The organism is Streptomyces sp. NPDC048270 (assembly GCF_040652335.1).
Classification (GTDB): domain Bacteria; phylum Actinomycetota; class Actinomycetes; order Streptomycetales; family Streptomycetaceae; genus Streptomyces.
In genome coordinates, this window is sequence record NZ_JBEZLV010000040.1 from 16,501 (window position 1) to 31,215 (window position 14,715).

The 14,715-nt window shown below is 72.6% G+C and carries 15 protein-coding genes; 8 read left to right on the plus strand and 7 right to left on the minus strand.

All coding sequences use genetic code 11. The features are described from left to right. Positions 1-48: 48 nt before the first annotated feature. The 3 genes from proP to AB0D66_RS28030 all read left to right on the plus strand — a co-directional run bounded on the left by proP (position 49) and on the right by AB0D66_RS28030 (position 2,997). Entirely contained in the window at positions 49-1,545 is a 1,497-nt protein-coding gene (gene proP, locus AB0D66_RS28020; protein ID WP_362309222.1) for a glycine betaine/L-proline transporter ProP, read from the plus strand. Between the two features lie 98 nt (positions 1,546-1,643). Then, positions 1,644-2,645, plus strand: a complete 1,002-nt coding sequence (gene hemB, locus AB0D66_RS28025; RefSeq protein WP_362309225.1) for a porphobilinogen synthase — start codon at positions 1,644-1,646, stop codon at positions 2,643-2,645. A 79-nt stretch (positions 2,646-2,724) separates the two neighbouring features. Continuing rightward, positions 2,725-2,997 (plus strand): DUF1876 domain-containing protein, encoded by a 273-nt coding sequence (locus tag AB0D66_RS28030; RefSeq protein WP_362309228.1) that lies wholly within the window; start codon positions 2,725-2,727, stop codon positions 2,995-2,997. 57 nt (positions 2,998-3,054) lie between these two features. Here AB0D66_RS28030 and AB0D66_RS28035 read toward each other — a convergent pair whose 3' ends face one another. After that, complete coding sequence (locus tag AB0D66_RS28035; protein WP_362309231.1) at positions 3,055-3,801, minus strand: ABC transporter permease; 747 nt, start codon at positions 3,799-3,801, stop codon at positions 3,055-3,057. Next, positions 3,798-4,724, minus strand: coding sequence for an ATP-binding cassette domain-containing protein (locus AB0D66_RS28040; protein ID WP_362309234.1), 927 nt, complete (start codon positions 4,722-4,724; stop codon positions 3,798-3,800). Before AB0D66_RS28040 ends, AB0D66_RS28035 begins: the two co-directional genes overlap by 4 nt. 103 nt (positions 4,725-4,827) lie before the next feature. On the opposite strand from AB0D66_RS28040, the gene AB0D66_RS28045 reads away from it, so the two are divergent. Next, positions 4,828-5,598: a TetR/AcrR family transcriptional regulator gene (locus AB0D66_RS28045; RefSeq protein WP_362309237.1), complete on the plus strand. Its 771-nt coding sequence runs from the start codon at positions 4,828-4,830 to the stop codon at positions 5,596-5,598. On the opposite strand, the gene AB0D66_RS28050 is transcribed toward AB0D66_RS28045, so the two are convergent. Together AB0D66_RS28050 and AB0D66_RS28055 are read right to left on the minus strand one after the other, a co-directional pair. Continuing rightward, a complete protein-coding gene (locus AB0D66_RS28050; protein WP_362309240.1) occupies positions 5,570-5,755 on the minus strand; it encodes a DUF397 domain-containing protein in 186 nt (61 codons plus the stop codon). The two genes, AB0D66_RS28045 and AB0D66_RS28050, sit on opposite strands and share 29 nt — an antisense overlap. Beyond that, positions 5,752-6,537 (minus strand): helix-turn-helix transcriptional regulator, encoded by a 786-nt coding sequence (locus AB0D66_RS28055; RefSeq protein ID WP_362309243.1) that lies wholly within the window; start codon positions 6,535-6,537, stop codon positions 5,752-5,754. The genes AB0D66_RS28050 and AB0D66_RS28055 overlap by 4 nt, the downstream gene beginning before the upstream one ends. 177 nt (positions 6,538-6,714) lie before the next feature. Here AB0D66_RS28055 and AB0D66_RS28060 point away from each other — a divergent pair, with 177 nt between their 5' ends. After that, positions 6,715-7,077 (plus strand): ATP-binding protein, encoded by a 363-nt coding sequence (locus AB0D66_RS28060; RefSeq protein ID WP_362309314.1) that lies wholly within the window; start codon positions 6,715-6,717, stop codon positions 7,075-7,077. Positions 7,078-7,089: 12 nt separating this feature from the next. Here AB0D66_RS28060 and AB0D66_RS28065 read toward each other — a convergent pair whose 3' ends face one another. After that, positions 7,090-7,887, minus strand: a complete 798-nt coding sequence (locus AB0D66_RS28065) for a VOC family protein (protein WP_362309317.1) — start codon at positions 7,885-7,887, stop codon at positions 7,090-7,092. A 105-nt stretch (positions 7,888-7,992) separates the two neighbouring features. Continuing rightward, positions 7,993-9,456: a hypothetical protein gene (locus tag AB0D66_RS28070; protein ID WP_362309246.1), complete on the minus strand. Its 1,464-nt coding sequence runs from the start codon at positions 9,454-9,456 to the stop codon at positions 7,993-7,995. Between the two features lie 246 nt (positions 9,457-9,702). Between AB0D66_RS28070 and AB0D66_RS28075 the strand changes: the two genes are divergently transcribed. Then, the gene (locus AB0D66_RS28075; RefSeq protein WP_362309249.1) at positions 9,703-10,170 is read left to right on the plus strand and encodes a hypothetical protein; all 468 of its coding nucleotides are present in this window, start codon (positions 9,703-9,705) and stop codon (positions 10,168-10,170) included. Here the strand turns inward: AB0D66_RS28075 and AB0D66_RS28080 are convergent. Next, the gene (locus tag AB0D66_RS28080) at positions 10,101-13,097 is read right to left on the minus strand and encodes a BTAD domain-containing putative transcriptional regulator (protein WP_362309252.1); all 2,997 of its coding nucleotides are present in this window, start codon (positions 13,095-13,097) and stop codon (positions 10,101-10,103) included. The two genes, AB0D66_RS28075 and AB0D66_RS28080, sit on opposite strands and share 70 nt — an antisense overlap. Positions 13,098-13,257: 160 nt before the next feature. On the opposite strand from AB0D66_RS28080, the gene AB0D66_RS28085 reads away from it, so the two are divergent. Next, a complete protein-coding gene (locus AB0D66_RS28085; protein WP_362309255.1) occupies positions 13,258-14,148 on the plus strand; it encodes a Crystal protein ET79 in 891 nt (296 codons plus the stop codon). 2 nt (positions 14,149-14,150) lie between these two features. After that, a complete protein-coding gene (locus AB0D66_RS28090) occupies positions 14,151-14,669 on the plus strand; it encodes a hypothetical protein (RefSeq protein WP_362309258.1) in 519 nt (172 codons plus the stop codon). Positions 14,670-14,715 lie beyond the last annotated feature (46 nt).

Genomic DNA, 14,715 nt, shown 5'->3' on the forward strand with positions numbered 1-14,715 from the left:
GATCGCGCAGACGGGAGGGCTGGAACACCTCCGAGGAAAGGACCGTCCATGGCGGCCCCCCGACCCCAGCAGACGGCCGATCCCGAAGCGGTGAAGCGCCATCCCGGGCTCTTCCGGGCGATCAGACAGCGCCAGAGCCCGCGGCTGCGCCGGACGGACATCACCGTCACGGACGACCGCGCGGTCAAGCGCGCGGTGAAGGCGGCCTCGCTGGGCAACGCCATGGAGTGGTTCGACTTCGGCATCTACTCCTACCTGGCCGTCACCCTCGGGCACGTCTTCTTCCCGTCGGGGAACGAGACCACCCAGCTGCTGTCCTCGTTCGCGACGTTCGCCGTGGCCTTCCTGGTGCGGCCGCTCGGCGGGATGTTCTTCGGGCCGCTGGGGGACCGGCTGGGCCGCAAGAAGGTGCTGGCCCTCACCATGATCCTGATGGCGGTGGGCACGTTTGCCATCGGCCTGATCCCCTCGCACGGCGCGATCGGCCTGTGGGCCCCGGCCCTGCTGATCCTCTTCCGGATGCTCCAGGGCTTCTCGACCGGCGGTGAGTACGGCGGCGCCTCCACCTTCATCGCCGAGTACGCGCCCGACCGGCGCCGGGGGTTCTTCGGCAGCTTCCTCGAATTCGGCACGCTGGCCGGCTACGTGGGCGCGGCCGGGCTCGTGACCGCGCTGTACGCGGTGCTCGACGACGCGCAGATGGAGACCTGGGGCTGGCGCGTCCCCTTCCTGGTCGCCGGTCCGCTCGGCCTGGTGGGCCTCTACCTGCGGCTGCGGCTGGACGAGACCCCGGCCTTCCGGAAGCTCGACGGCGGGGCCGCCCGGGCCACCGAGGCCGCCGACGGCGTGGAGACGTCCGGCAAGGGCGACCTCGCGCGGATCTTCCGCGAGCAGTGGCCGACGCTGATCCTGTGCATCTGCCTGGTCGGCGCGTACAACATCACCGACTACATGCTGCTGTCGTACATGCCGACCTACCTCTCCGACGAGCTCGGCTACAGCGAGACCCACGGCCTGCTCATCCTGCTCGCGGTGATGGTCTTCCTGATGCTCCTCATCAGCCGGGTCGGCGCGCTCTCCGACCGCTTCGGCCGCAAGCCGGTGCTGATGGCGGGCATGGCGGGGTTCCTCGTGCTCTCCCTGCCGGCGTTCCTGCTGATCCGTCAGGGCGGCATCCCGGCGATCACCGCCGGGATGCTGATGCTGGGGCTCTCGCTGGTCTGCATGCTCGGCACGATGTCGGCCGCGCTCCCGGCGCTCTTCCCCACCCAGGTCCGCTACGGCTCGCTGTCCGTGGGCTACAACCTGTCGGCGTCGATCTTCGGCGGGACGACTCCGCTGGTGATCACCGCCCTGATCGGCTGGAGCGGCTCGAACCTGATGCCCGCCTACTACGCGATGGGCGCGGCCCTGGTCGGCCTCGTCGCGGTGGCGTGCATGAAGGAGACCGCCCGCCTGCCCCTCGAAGGCTCGCCGCCGGCGGTCGAGACGCACGAGGAGGCGGCGGAGCTGTGCGCGGCGCAGTCGCCTGAGCCGAGGTTCTGAGGGGCCGGGGCCGTCGGCCCCGGGCCGCGCGGCTCCCGCCCGGGGAGGGCTCTACGCTTGGTCCCGACTGCTGTCGAAGCTCGAAGAGGCGACTGAAGATGAGCGCGTACGGATCCTTCCCCGGCTCGCGGCCCCGCCGGCTGCGCACGACCCCGGCGATGCGGCGGATGGTCGCGGAGAACCGGCTGCACCCCTCGGACCTGATCCTCCCGGCGTTCGTGCGCGAGGGCATCAGCGAGCCCCTGGCGATCTCGGCGATGCCGGGCGTGGTCCAGCACACGCGGGACACGCTGCGCAAGGCCGCCGTGGAGGCCGTGGAGGCCGGGGTCGCGGGGATCATGCTGTTCGGTGTGCCGGCGGACGAGAACAAGGACGCGCTGGGCACGGCGGGCACCGAGCCGGACGGGATCCTGCAGGTCGCGATCCGGGACGTGAAGGCGGAGGTCGGCGACGACCTGGTGATCATGTCGGACCTGTGCCTGGACGAGTACACCGACCACGGCCACTGCGGGGTCCTGGACGAGGCCGGCCGGGTCGACAACGACGCGACGCTGGAGCGGTACGCGGAGATGGCGCAGGTCCAGGCCGACGCGGGCGTCCACGTGGTGGGCCCGAGCGGCATGATGGACGGTCAGGTCGGGGTCGTCCGCGACGCGCTGGACGAGACCGGCCACGAGGACGTCTCGATCCTGGCCTACACGGCGAAGTACACCTCCGCCTTCTACGGCCCCTTCCGCGAGGCCGTCGCCTCCTCCCTCCGGGGCGACCGCAAGACGTACCAGCAGGACCCGGCGAACGCACGGGAGTCCCTGCGGGAGCTGGCGCTCGACCTGGAGGAGGGCGCCGACATGGTGATGGTCAAGCCGGCCGGCCCCTACCTGGACATCCTGTACCGGGTGGCCCAGTCGGTGGACGTCCCGGTGGCGGCATACCAGATCAGCGGCGAGTTCGCGATGATCGAGGCGGCCGCGGAGAAGGGCTGGATCGAGCGCGACCGCGCCATCCTGGAGACCCTGCTGGGCATCAAGCGCGCGGGCGCGGACACGATCCTGACGTACTGGGCGACGGAGGTCGCGGGCTGGCTGCGCGACGCCCGCTGAGGGCGTGACGCCCCGCTCGCGCGGGGCATGCCCCGGGCGCACCCTGGAGGGAAGGGTGAGCCCCTGGAGGTGATGCACCATGGCCACGCTCGTCGGGTGGCATGTGGAGCTCGGATTCACCGAGGAGGGCCACCGCACCAGTGCGGCGGCTCTGGTCAGGCTCGGGGACGGCTCCGAGATCAGGGCGCACGGCTATGCCATGCGCCACCCCTCCGACCCGGAGCAGCTCAGGGTCGGGGAAGAGATCGCGGGTGCTCGCGCGCTCATGGATCTCGCGTCGCAGATGCTGCAGAAGGCCCACGCCGAGATCGACGAGGCGACGGGCCGGCATTCCTACCCGCTCAACCGCTGAGCGCTACGGCAGCGGTGCGGCGGCCGTCGGCCCGCCGGCGGCTCCCTCCGGAGCCCGTCAGCGGGTCCGTCGGTCGAAGAGGACGGCCGCCAGCGCCACGGACCCGGCCGCGATCGCCGCGCACCAGGTCAGGGCCACCCAGGGGGCGTTGCCCGCGGGCTGGTCCAGGAGCAGGGCGCGCAGGGACTCGATCACCGGGGTCAGCGGCTGGTGGTCGGCGAAGCCGTGGAGCCAGGCGGGCATGGTGTCGATGGGCACGAACGCGCTGGACGGGTAGGGCAGGAACATCATCAGGAAGGTGAACCCGCCCGCCGCCTCGGGGGACTTCGCGAGCAGGCCGAGCGTCGCGGCCAGCCAGGAGATCGCCGTGATGTAGGCGACGAGGAGCGCCGCCGCGGCCAGGTAGGCGGGCGCGGAGGCCTGCGGGCGGAAGCCGATGGCCAGCGCGACGGCCAGCACCAGGGTGGTGGACACCAGGTTGCGCAGGACCGAGGCCGTCACGTGGCCGGCCAGGATCGGGATGCCGCCGACGTTGCGGGACCGGAAGCGGTCGATGACGCCGTTCTTCATGTCGTCGGCGACGCTGACGGCGGTGCTCGCCGCGCCGAAGCCCGCGCACAGCAGCATGGCTCCCGGGACCACGTACGTCACGTACCGCGTCCCGGTGTCGATGGCCCCGCCGAAGAAGTAGACGAAGATCAGCATCAGCATGACCGGCAGCATCAGGGCGGTGATCAGCGCGTCCGGTTGGCGGCGGCTGATGCGTACGCTGCGGCCGGCGAGGGTGAGGGCGGAGGTGTTCACGTGGCGGCTCCGGTCAGGGTGAGGAACACGTCGTCGAGGGTGGCGCCGCGGACCGTGAAGCGGTCCACCGCGGTGCGGTCCGGGTCGAGTTCGTCGAGCAGCGCCCGGACGTGCGCGGCGCTGCCGTCGGTGGGCAGGCCGAGGGTGAGCTCGTCCGGGGCGAGGTGGACGGCCCGCGCGGCGAGCGCCTCGTAGGCGGCCCGGGTGGCCATCGTCAGGTCGAGGCGGTGGCCCGCGACGCGGGACTTGAGCGCGGCGGGCGTCCCCTCGGCGGCGATCCGCCCGTCGGCGAGAACGGCCACGCGGTCGGCGAGCCGGTCGGCCTCCTCCAGGTACTGCGTGGTCAGCAGCACGGTCGTGCCGTCGGCGCGCAGTTCCCGTACGAGGTCCCACAGGTCCTGGCGGCTGCGCGGGTCCAGCCCGGTGGTCGGCTCGTCCAGGAAGATCACCTCGGGCCGGGAGACGAGCCCGGCGGCGAGGTCGAGGCGGCGGCGCATGCCGCCCGAGTAGGTCTTCGCGGTGCGCCCGGCGGCCTCGGCCAGTCCGAACCGGTCCAGCAGCTCGACGGCGCGGGCACGGGAGTCGCGTGCGGAGAGCCCGGCCAGGCGTCCCATCATGCGGAGCATCTCGGCGCCGGTCTGGAGGTCGTCCACGGCCGCGAACTGCCCGGTCAGGCTGATGCGTTCGCGCACCCGGGAGCGTTCGGAGGCGACGTCGTGCCCGGCGACGCGGGCCGTTCCGGAGTCGGGGGCGGTGAGGGTGGCCAGCAGCCGGACGGTGGTGGTCTTGCCGGCGCCGTTGGGACCGAGCAGGGCCAGGACGCTGCCGCGCGGGACGGCCAGGTCGATGCCGTCGAGGACGCGCAGGCCCCCGTAGGACTTGGTCAGGCCGATGGCGTGGATACCGAGGTCGTTCGTGGTCATCGGGGACCACGCTCCCTTCTGCGTAGGGGTTACGCTCTTCTGTGTAAGTAATACACAGAACTAGGATGTGGGTCAACGGCTTACGAGGGAGGTGACGGCGGCGATGGCGAAGGAACCGGTGGGCGACACCGGGCTCCCGGCGAGCCTCGAGATGGCCTGGGGCCTGCGCGAACGCCCCGGCAAGGGACCCCGCCCCACGCTCACCCTCACGCGGATCGTGGACGCGGCCGTCGCGCTCGCCGCGGGGGAGGGGATGGACGCCGTCTCCATGGGCCGGGTGGCCAAGGAGCTGGGCGTCTCGACGATGTCCCTCTACCGGTACGTCACGGCGAAGGAAGAGCTCTACATCCTGATGGCGGACGCGGGTGTCGGCGCGCCCCCGGAGGCGGCCGGCGGGGAGGGGCGGACCTGGCGGGAGCTGCTGTCGGAGTGGGCGTACGCGCAGCGGGCCGTCCTGATGGCCAACACCTGGATCCTGCGCATCCCGCTCACCGCGGCCCCGGTCAGCCCCAACCAGCTCGCCTGGATGGAACGCGGGCTCGCGGCGCTGGCCGACACCGGGCTGGACGAGGGCGAGAAGATCTCGACGATCATCCTGATCGGCGGGCTCGTGCGGAACGAGGCCACCATGGCCGCGGACATGATGGACGCCATGGTGAAGTCCGGCGTCTCACCGGACGTGGCGATGTCCCAGTACCTGCGCACGCTCCGCCTGATGACCGGCCCGGACACCCACCCGGCCGTGACGCGGCTGCTGGACTCCGACGCGTTCACCGGGTCCGACGAGCCGGATTTCCAGTTCGCGTTCGGGCTGGGCCGGATCCTGGACGGCCTGGCGGAGCTGATCAGCTCGCGGAGCCGGCCCACGCCGTGAGATCGGCCCAGGCGGCGGGGGCCAGGGCCAGGGTCGGGCCATCGGTGACCTTGGAGTCACGGACGTGGACGGTGTCCCTGCCCGCCGCGACCTCCAGGCAGTTGCCGCCCTCGCTGCCGCTGTAGCTGGACTTGAACCACGTGAGTTCGGTGCTCATGGATCTCCTAGCAGCCGTTTCAACAGGTCCCTGGTTTCCTCGGGGTTGAGGGCCTGTGTTCGCAGCATTGCATACTTCTGCGAGAGGATGCTGACCTCGTCGAGGTCGGAGACGACCAGGCTGCCGCGGTGCGTTTCCAGGTACGCGATGTGCTGGTGGTCCGGGGTCTCCAGCAGGACGAACGGGCCGTCCAAGGCCGGATGGCGGACACGGTTCAACGGTAGAATCTGGATCGACACGCCCGTCAGTTCGGAACAGGACAGCAGGTACCGGAGCTGCTCGTCGAGGACTTCCCGGCCGCCGAGCGGGCAGGTGAGTACGGGCTCCCAGATCACGAAGCTGGCCAGCATCGGCTTCTCGCGCCGCAACGTGGACTGGCGGTCGATGCGTGCGGCCGTCTGGTCCGCGATCTCGCTGTCGGCGTACAGCGGGACGCGGCTGTGGAAGACGGCCTGGGTGTACGCCTTGGTCTGGAGCAGACCCGGGATGACCTGGTTTTCGTATGAGGACAAGGCGGCGGCCTTCTGCTCCAGGTTGATCAGCGGCTCTGCCCAGGCAGGGATCACGTCGATATGCGGCATCTTGTGCGCGGCAACGGTCAGAACGCCGGGCAACCCCAGGATCTGGTCCATCAACTCAGCCACATCCGGCATCAAGGGCCGCCTGCCCTGCTCGATGGAGGCGATGCTCTCCTCCTGGAGGCCGACGCGCTTGCCGAGCTCCTTCTGCGTCAATCCTGTCGCGACGCGGCAGACAGCCAGCTGCTCGCCGACCATCTTCATTGCTGTCGCGTTGGGCCGTGCCCGCTTCCTTGGTGGCATGAACGTGAACTCCCCACCTGCGCCCGCCAAGTACCCGTACCAACCCGTACTGGTAGCGGGTACGGGTTGGCCTACTGATCCACGCTAGTCACGTAACGCGACGATCACCCCGTGAACGTGAATACTCAACCCGCCCTGATGCGGGACCGCTTCTACCCCCGCTCACGCCAAACCGTGGCTGCGGCCAGGCACTTCGCCGGAGAGACGTTTGACGTGTGGGGTGTGACATCCCGCAAGCACGACATGTTGCTCTGCGTGAGCGAGCTGGCCACGAACGCCCTGCGGCACGGGGTTCCCCCAGGCCGGGGCTACCGGGTGCGGCTGCTGGTCTTCGAGGACGCGACCGTCCGGGTCGAGGTGCACGACAGCGGGCCCGGGCTCTCGCGGATGGCGGAGCGGCGCCCGGCCGGGCTGGGGCTGACGATCGTGGCGGCCCTCGCCGACGCCTGGGGCGTGCTGCCCCGGGCGCCGGGCAAGGTGGTGTGGTGCGAGTTCCGCTGACCCCGGCAGGGATCAGGCGGGCTGCTCCGGGGCCTTCGCCTTGATCACCGCGAACACCGCGCCCTGCGGATCGGCCAGGACGGCCATCCGGCCGGCCACCATGTCGAACGCGGGCATGAGGACCTGCGCTCCGGCCTCGGCGGCTTTGGCCTGGATGCCGTCCACGTCGTCCGCGTGGAAGTACGGCAGCCAGTTCGGGGGCGTGCCGGGCGGCAGGTTGTCGAGGCCCATCATCCCGGCCACGGAGCGGCCGGCGACCTTGAACTCCGTGTAGTCCGGGCCGCCTTCCATCTCGCTGGGCGCCGTGGTGACCGGCAGGATGGCCGAGTAGAACGCGGCGGCGGCATCGGTGTCACCGGTGCTCAGCTCGCTCCAGATCAGCGCCCCGTGCTCGTTGACGATGCCCGCGCCGTCGAAGGTGCCCGGCTCCCACAGGCCGAAGACGGCGCCGGTCGGGTCGGCGGCCACGGCCATCCTGCCGAGGTCCATGACCTCCATCGGGCCCATGAGGACCTCACCGCGCGCGTCGGTGAGGGACTTGACGGTGGAGTCGATGCCGTCGGTGGACAGGTACGTCGTCCACACGGTCGGCGGCAGCGGGTCGGGGATGCTGCCGTCCGGGTTCATCGCCTTCATGATCCCGGCGACCGGCTTGCCCTTGAGGGTGCACACGGAGTACCCGCCCTGCTCGGGCGGGCCGATCTCGCCCTGCCAGCCGAACAGGCCGCAGTAGAAGTCGAGGGCCGCCTGCTGGTCGGGGGCCATCAGGTCGATCCAGCACGGGGTGCCGGGCTTGTAGGGGCCGTTCATGTCGGGCACGGGGGCCTCCGGTGGGGGCGGGGACGGACGGGCCGTCCCCTACCCGGGCCGGAAAACACCGAACCGGGCCGTTCGGGTGAACGGCCCGGTCGCGCCTCAGGCGGTGGTGCGGCGGCGGCGGCCGGTGCCCGCGACCAGGGCGGCGCCCAGGGCGAGGGCCACGCCCGCGCCGCCGAGGGCCCAGCTGGTGGCCGCGTCGGCGCCGGTGGCGGCGAGTTCGCCGCCGGTGGAGCCGCCGGTGGTGGTGTCGACGATCGGCTTGGCGCCGCCGTTCGGGTTCGGCTGGTTGCCGTTGTCGCCGGTGGCCGGGTCGGCGGCGACGATCTTCGTCAGGCGGCCCTGCGAGCGCGACTGCGCCCACGGCGCCGGGGTGTCCGGGCCGACCTGCGACGAACCCCACGCGGTGAGGGTCAGGTCGCCGAGCGGCGCGTCCTTCGCCAGGCGGACGCGGACCTGGACGTCGAAGCTCTGGCCCGCGGCGACCGGGCCGCCGGCCAGGTCGGCCCCGAAGAAGACGCCCTCCTCCTGGTCGCGGATCTCGGCCTCGTGCCAGCCGGCGTTGCCGTCCTTGTCCTTGCTGAGGACCTCGACCTCGATCTGGGAGCCCTTCATCGAGACCCAGTCGGGGCGGGACAGGCCCAGTCCGACGTTGAAGCCCGCCAGGGCCTCCTTGCCGGAGTTGTCCACGCGCACCGACAGGTTGCTCCAGTCGCCGCCCGCCTTGACGGTCTCCGCCACGCCGTTGAGGGTCAGCTTGGGGCCCTCGACGAAGGGGTTCTCCTCGCCGCCCGTCGCCCCGCTGATCTTGGTGCTGTACCAGGTGGCGGGGGAGTGGTTGGTGTCGGCCCCGCTGCGGCTCTTGCCGTCCGAGTACAGCTCGAAGGGCAGCACCGGGGTGTCCGCCGCGAAGCTGATCCGCACGTCGACCGTGTAGACCTTGTCCGTGGGGAGGTTCGGGGTGGTTCCCAGGTCGTACTGGAGGCCCGGGCCGAGCTCGGCGCTCTGGACGGGCTTGGCGGCCTGCCAGGCCCCGTCGCCGGCCCGCCATTCGACCTTGACCTGCGAGGACTTGAACTTGTCGTTCTCCTCGAACACGGTCAGGGAGGGCGTGTAGTTCGGGACGGCGAGGTGGCCGGAGTTGTCGACCGTCACCTTCAGCGGGGTCCAGCCGCCATCGGCCTTGAAGCCGTCCTTCGGGATGCCCGCGACGGTGACCTCGGGGCCCATCAGGATCCCGTCGGCGTCCGCGTCCTGCTCGTCCGTGGAGGGCTTGGCGTCCTTCGCGGGCTGCTCGGCGGGCGCCGGGGCCGGGGCCGGTGCGGGCGGTGCGGGCTTCTCCACGACCGGGGCCGGCGGCTGCTCGGCGGGCTTCTCCGCGACGGGAGTCTCCACGACCGGCGTGGTCGGCGCGCCGGCGTCGGCGGTGGCGTCGTCCTTCGGCGCCGTGTCCGGGACGCTCACGGCCGGCTGCTCGGCGGCCAGCGCGGGCGTGGCGGTCAGGATGGTCGGTCCCGCCACGGCCACGGCGGCTACGGCCGCGATGCGCTTGATCTTCTTCATTTGTGTTCCCCCCATGCATGTCTTTTGAACGTGATCAGATTAGTGGGGATGGCGTGAATGTGGGTGGCTTGAACATCACGAAATGCCAACGGCGTACGGGCCGGCGTTAGGACCGCGTCATACCGGGCGTTAGGGCCCTGCGGCAGCGTCTCCTCCCGTCGGAGAGACGGACCAGACGCAGACAGGGAGACGGCCGTGGACGCAGCGGTTCAGTGGTACGGGCAACGCAGTACGTCCCGGGGACGGATGGCACGGCGCCTGGCGGCGGCCGGGGCCGCGGCGCTCCTCGCCGGTGTCGCGGCCGGCCCCGCGCACGCGGTGGCGCAGCCCGCCGGGGCCGCCGCGGAGCGGCAGCAGACCGTCCCCGGGACCCAGGCGGCACGCAGCACCAAGGTCACGCTGACCAACAGGACCCCCCTGGCCTGGACGCGTTGGGAGGCCTCGCTGGTCCACGGGATGTGGTACCCGGAGCCGCCCGCGACGATCGCCGCGGACTCCTCGGGCACCTGGCAGTCGGAGTCCAACGGCGTCCTGACCGGCACCGAGGGGCTGGCGGTCTTCGGGACGCAGCACGGACCCGTGGAGATCTACTGGAACAACCCGTACTTCGGCAGCAACAAGTACGGCTGCCGCGCGCCGTCCGGCTACTCGTGCCGGCAGACCGGAGGCCCCGGCAACAACGCCTCGGTGACCTTCGAGGTGGGGTGGCTCTGACGCTGCTGCCCGCGGGCCGGAGCCGGTGAGCCCTCGCCGCCCGGCGCCCGGCGCCCGGTGAGGGCCGCCGCCCGCGACAGGCAGCGGCGGGCCTCCTCGCCGCGGCCGAGGGCGCGCAGCGCCTTGCCGCAGGTGTCCAGCAGCAGCGCCCGGCGCTCGTCCGACTGCTCCTCGGAGGCCAGCTCCAGGCCCCGGCGGCCGTGGGCCAGCGCCTCGCCCGGACGCCCGGTCGCCAGGCAGTGCGCGGCCAGGTGGTAGAGGGCCAGGACCTCGGTGTGGGGGTGACCGAGGTCCTGAGCCATGCGCGCGGCCCGTTCGCGCAACTCCCCGGCGCCCGGCAGGTCGTCCGCGCGCTCCAGCGCGCCGGCCCAGTTGACCAGGGCGATGACGTGGCCGACCGGGTCCGCCGCCCGCAGTGCCAGCTCCGGCGCCCGGCTCAGGTGCTCCAGTGCCTCGGTGTGCTGTCCGTTCTCGGTGAGGACCCAGCCGAGCAGCGAGCCCAGCCGCGAGCGGGCATCGGGATCGTCGAGCGCGGTGGCGGCGTCCAGGGCGCGCCGCAGGGTCGGCTCCCACCCGTCGTGCACCTGGCGCACGACGAGCGGCCACAGCTGTACGGCGGTGCGCCAGGCCAGCTCGGGGTGCCCGGCGTCGGCCGCAGCGGCGACCGCCGCGGTCAGGTTGGCCCGCTCGGTGCCCAGCCAGGCCATCGCCTCGGCGCGGCCGGCGAAGACGGGCGGCGGACCGGGCGGGAGCACCCCGGCGGGCAGGGTGCAGCAGGGCTGGCTGCCCGGTTCGGCCGCCGCCGTGGCGGCCCGGGCGGCGGCCAGGTAGTGCACCAGCAGCCGGTGCAGGCCCCCGGCGTCGGCCAGGCCGGCGCAGGAACGGGCGTACAGGCGGGTCAGATCGTGCATCAGGTACCGGTCGCTGGTCCGCTCCTCGAGGAGGTGGGCCGTGGCGAGGTCCTCCAGGGCGCCGCGGGCGGCCGGGGCGGGCAGGCCGCTGAGGGCGGCCGCGGCGCCGGCGTCGAGTTCGGATCCCACGTGCAGGGCGAGCTGCCGGAACAGCAGCGCGGCGTCCGGCGGCAGTTGCTGCACGCTCATCCGCAAGGTCGCCCCGACCCCGAGGTCCTCGCCGCTCAGCAGGGACAGCCGCTGGTGTTCGTCGACCAGCCCGTCGGCCATGGTGCGCAGGGCGAGCCGGGGCCGTGCCGCGAGCCGGGCGGCGGCCAGCCGCAGGGCCAGCGGAAGGCCGTCGCACAGGACGGACAGTTCCTCGGCGGCGGCGGGCTCCGCCTCCACCCGGCCGTCGCCGATGACGGTGCGCAGGACCCGCACCCCGTCGGCGGGGGCCAGCCGCCCGAGCGGCAGCAGCCGCGCGCAGTCGGTGGCCACGAGCCCTTCCAGCCGGTTGCGGCTGGTGACGAGCACGGTGCAGCCGGGCGCGCCGGGCAGCAGGGGGCGGACCTGGACCGAGTCGCGGGCGTTGTCGAGCAGGACGAGCGCGCGGCGACCGGTGAGCGTCGCGCGGTACAGGTTCTCCGCGGCGCGCGCTTCGGCGGGGAGGCGCTCCTCCGGGACGCCGAGGGCCTGCAGGAAGTCGTGCAGGACACCGGTCGTCTGGGGGCCGGTGCCGTCCGGCTCCCCGGCGCGCAGATCGGCGTAGAGGATGCCGTCGGGGAAGTCGGCGGCGTGCGCGTACGCCCAGTGGACGGCGAGCGAGGTCTTGCCGACCCCGGCCGGGCCGGTGACCACGCTGAGCGGTGCCTGGTCCGAGCGGGCGATGCCGGTGAGCCGCGCCAGGTCGTCCGTGCGGCTGACGAAGCCGGCGGGAGCGCGCGGTAAGAGGAAGGGCGGCGCGGGCCGGGACCCGGCCGCCGGACGGGTGGCCGGCTGAGCCGCCTGAGCTGCCTGAGCTGCCTGAGCTGCCTGAGCGGGCTGAGCCGTCTGAGCGGGCTGAGCCGTCTGAGCGGGCTGAGCCGTCTGAGCGGGCTGAGCGGGCTGAGCCGCCGGACGGGTGGCCGGGCGGGCGCTCTGCCGCCGGGCCGGCGTCCGCGAAGGCGCCGCCGGGATGCGCGCGGCGGGGCCGGCGGGCGGTGGGGGCGGCGGGATTTGCGGAGACGGTGGGGACCGACGGGGCCGTTGCGCCTGCACGGCCTGCTGGGGCCTGCCGCGCAGCAGGGCCACGTACGCCTCGGACAGCGCGGCGCCCGGGTCGACACCGAGTTCCCGGGCGAGCCGGCGCTGCGTGCGGCGGTAGAGCTCGACGGCGTCGGCCTGACGGTCCGCGTGGTGCAGCGCGCGGACGAGTGCGGCGATCAGGGACTCGCGCAGCGGGTGCCGCTCGGCGGCCGGCCACAGCAGCGCCAGGGCCTGCGCGTGCCGGCCGCACGCGTACGAGGCGGCGGCGAAGTCCTCCAGCGCGGCGAGGTGTTCCTCCACCAGCCGGTCGGCCGCCGCGGTGATCAACGGGGTGTCGCCCGCCCCGGCGAGCACCGGGCCGCGCCACAGCCCGAGGGCCTCCCGCAGCAGCTCCGCCGGCTCCTGCCCCGGCGGCGCGGCCGCGGACCGGCGCACCAGCTCGCGGAAGCGCCACAGGTCCGCCGAGCCCGGCGCGGCGCGCAGCACGTACCCGCTGTCCCGCGTGACGACGTCGGTGTCCCGATCGGCGCGCAACAGGCCGCGCAGGGCGGACACGTGGCCGTACACGACCGTCCGGGCGTGTGTCGGCGGCCGGTCGTCCCACAGCGCCTCGCTGATCCGCTCGGCCCCCACGGGAGCGCCGTCCGCCAGGACGAGCAGAGCCAGCAGGGCTCTGCGCTTGGGCGGCCCGAGCGGTATCTCGGCCCGCCCCGAGAAGGCCGACACCGGCCCGAGCAACCGGAAGTCCATCACGTGCCCCACCCGCCCCACGTCGTTCCTGACCAGCACCCTACGAACCCTTGGGAACCCACTCGGGGGCGAAGAGGCATAAAGGCGGGAAGTGGTTCACCAACTACACCAACACAGCCGGAATCCGCGTTAGATCCCCGTTAGGCCGCGTCGGCAAGCTCATCGCTGCGAAGCCGGAACGAGGAACAAGGAGACAGACATGTCGACCCACTCGGGATTCCACAGAGGAGCACGCGGCGCCGCCGTCGCGGTCATGGCGGCCGCCATGGCGCTCGCCCCGGCCGTCACGGCCGTCGCCGCGACCGGGAACGACACCTCACAGCAGTCCGCGGTGGTCGCGCAGTCGGCGCGCAGCACCGAGGTGAACGTCGTCAACGAGACCTCGACGACGATGTACCGCAACTACACGGAGCTCCTGCACGGGGTGTGGGACGACGCAACACCGCCGGAGACGATCGCGGGCCTGAAATCGGCCACGTGGGGCTCTCACTCCTCGGGGATGATGACGGGGACGCAGGGCAGCGCGTGGTATTCCCTCGGGAACGACGGCGAGGCCGCCATCCACTGGAACAATCCCTACGTCGGAGGCAACTCCTACAGCTGCTCCGTACCCACCGGCTACACCTGTTCGCGCACGGGCGGCGGCGGCAACAACGCGACGGTCACCTTCACCATCGGCCGGAACGGGGCGAAGGCGGCCGCCGCACCCGCGGGTGCGCAGGACGGGTCGTTCTCGGCGACGGCGGCCCGCAGCACACAGGTCAAGCTGCAGAACCGCACCCCCCACACGATGGACCGCACCTCGTCGAGCCTGGTGCACGGCACGTGGAGCGACAACATGGTCCCGCCGGACCGCGTGTACCCCTTCGGCGACGGCACCTGGCGCTCGGAGTCGAACGGCTTCATGACCGGGACGGAGGGAGCGGCGGTGTTCAGCATGGTGGACGTGGGCAACGTCAGCATCGGCTGGAACAACCCCTACGCGGGCAGCAACAGCTACTACTGCCACGTCCCGGAGGGCTTCAACTGCAGGCAGGGCGGCGGCAGCGGCGACAACGCCTCCGTCACCTTCACCGTGACGAAGGGCTGACGATGAACCGACGCATCGCAGCGGTGGCGTGCGCCGCCGCGCTGACCGTGATCGCCGGCGGTTCGGCCTCGGCCGCCCCGGCCCCCGCCCCGGCCCCCGCCTCCGTGGGCGTGATGGCGGTGACACCCGGGCAGACCTACGTCATGGCACCCCGGGACGCGCCCGACCAGTGGCTCGGCGACAACGACTACTTCGGTTCCGTCGTGTGCCAGGCCAGCCGGCTCTGGTACGGCAGCCGGCACGACAACGCCGTCTGGCGGGTGGCCGGGAACAACGACGGCTCCATATCGCTCGTGAACATGGACGCGTCCCAGGACAGCTTCAGCCTGGCGTCCGCGGGCGAATCCATCCGCATCGACCAGGGCACCGGCGAATCGTTCCACTGGGATGTGGTCGCCGGTCCGGGCGGGTCGGTCGCACTGCAGAACAGGCAGACGAGGCGGTTCCTGTCCGTCGTCGCCGGGACGGTCGTCGGTGCTGCCCAGGCCTACTACTGGTACATGACCAACGCCCGCCCCTGAACGACGGCGGCCCCGCCTCCAGGAAGGGGAGGCGGGGCCGCCGTGC

Coding starts and splice junctions, on each gene's coding strand:
- proP (WP_362309222.1), top strand. CDS start 49: ATGGCGGCCCCCCGACCCCAGCAGACGGCCGATCCCGAAGCGGTGAAG.
- hemB (WP_362309225.1), top strand. CDS start 1,644: ATGAGCGCGTACGGATCCTTCCCCGGCTCGCGGCCCCGCCGGCTGCGC.
- AB0D66_RS28030 (WP_362309228.1), top strand. CDS start 2,725: ATGGCCACGCTCGTCGGGTGGCATGTGGAGCTCGGATTCACCGAGGAG.
- AB0D66_RS28040 (WP_362309234.1), bottom strand. CDS start 4,724: ATGACCACGAACGACCTCGGTATCCACGCCATCGGCCTGACCAAGTCC.
- AB0D66_RS28045 (WP_362309237.1), top strand. CDS start 4,828: ATGGCGAAGGAACCGGTGGGCGACACCGGGCTCCCGGCGAGCCTCGAG.
- AB0D66_RS28050 (WP_362309240.1), bottom strand. CDS start 5,755: ATGAGCACCGAACTCACGTGGTTCAAGTCCAGCTACAGCGGCAGCGAG.
- AB0D66_RS28055 (WP_362309243.1), bottom strand. CDS start 6,537: ATGAAGATGGTCGGCGAGCAGCTGGCTGTCTGCCGCGTCGCGACAGGA.
- AB0D66_RS28060 (WP_362309314.1), top strand. CDS start 6,715: ATGCGGGACCGCTTCTACCCCCGCTCACGCCAAACCGTGGCTGCGGCC.
- AB0D66_RS28065 (WP_362309317.1), bottom strand. CDS start 7,887: ATGAACGGCCCCTACAAGCCCGGCACCCCGTGCTGGATCGACCTGATG.
- AB0D66_RS28070 (WP_362309246.1), bottom strand. CDS start 9,456: ATGAAGAAGATCAAGCGCATCGCGGCCGTAGCCGCCGTGGCCGTGGCG.
- AB0D66_RS28075 (WP_362309249.1), top strand. CDS start 9,703: ATGGCACGGCGCCTGGCGGCGGCCGGGGCCGCGGCGCTCCTCGCCGGT.
- AB0D66_RS28085 (WP_362309255.1), top strand. CDS start 13,258: ATGTCGACCCACTCGGGATTCCACAGAGGAGCACGCGGCGCCGCCGTC.
- AB0D66_RS28090 (WP_362309258.1), top strand. CDS start 14,151: ATGAACCGACGCATCGCAGCGGTGGCGTGCGCCGCCGCGCTGACCGTG.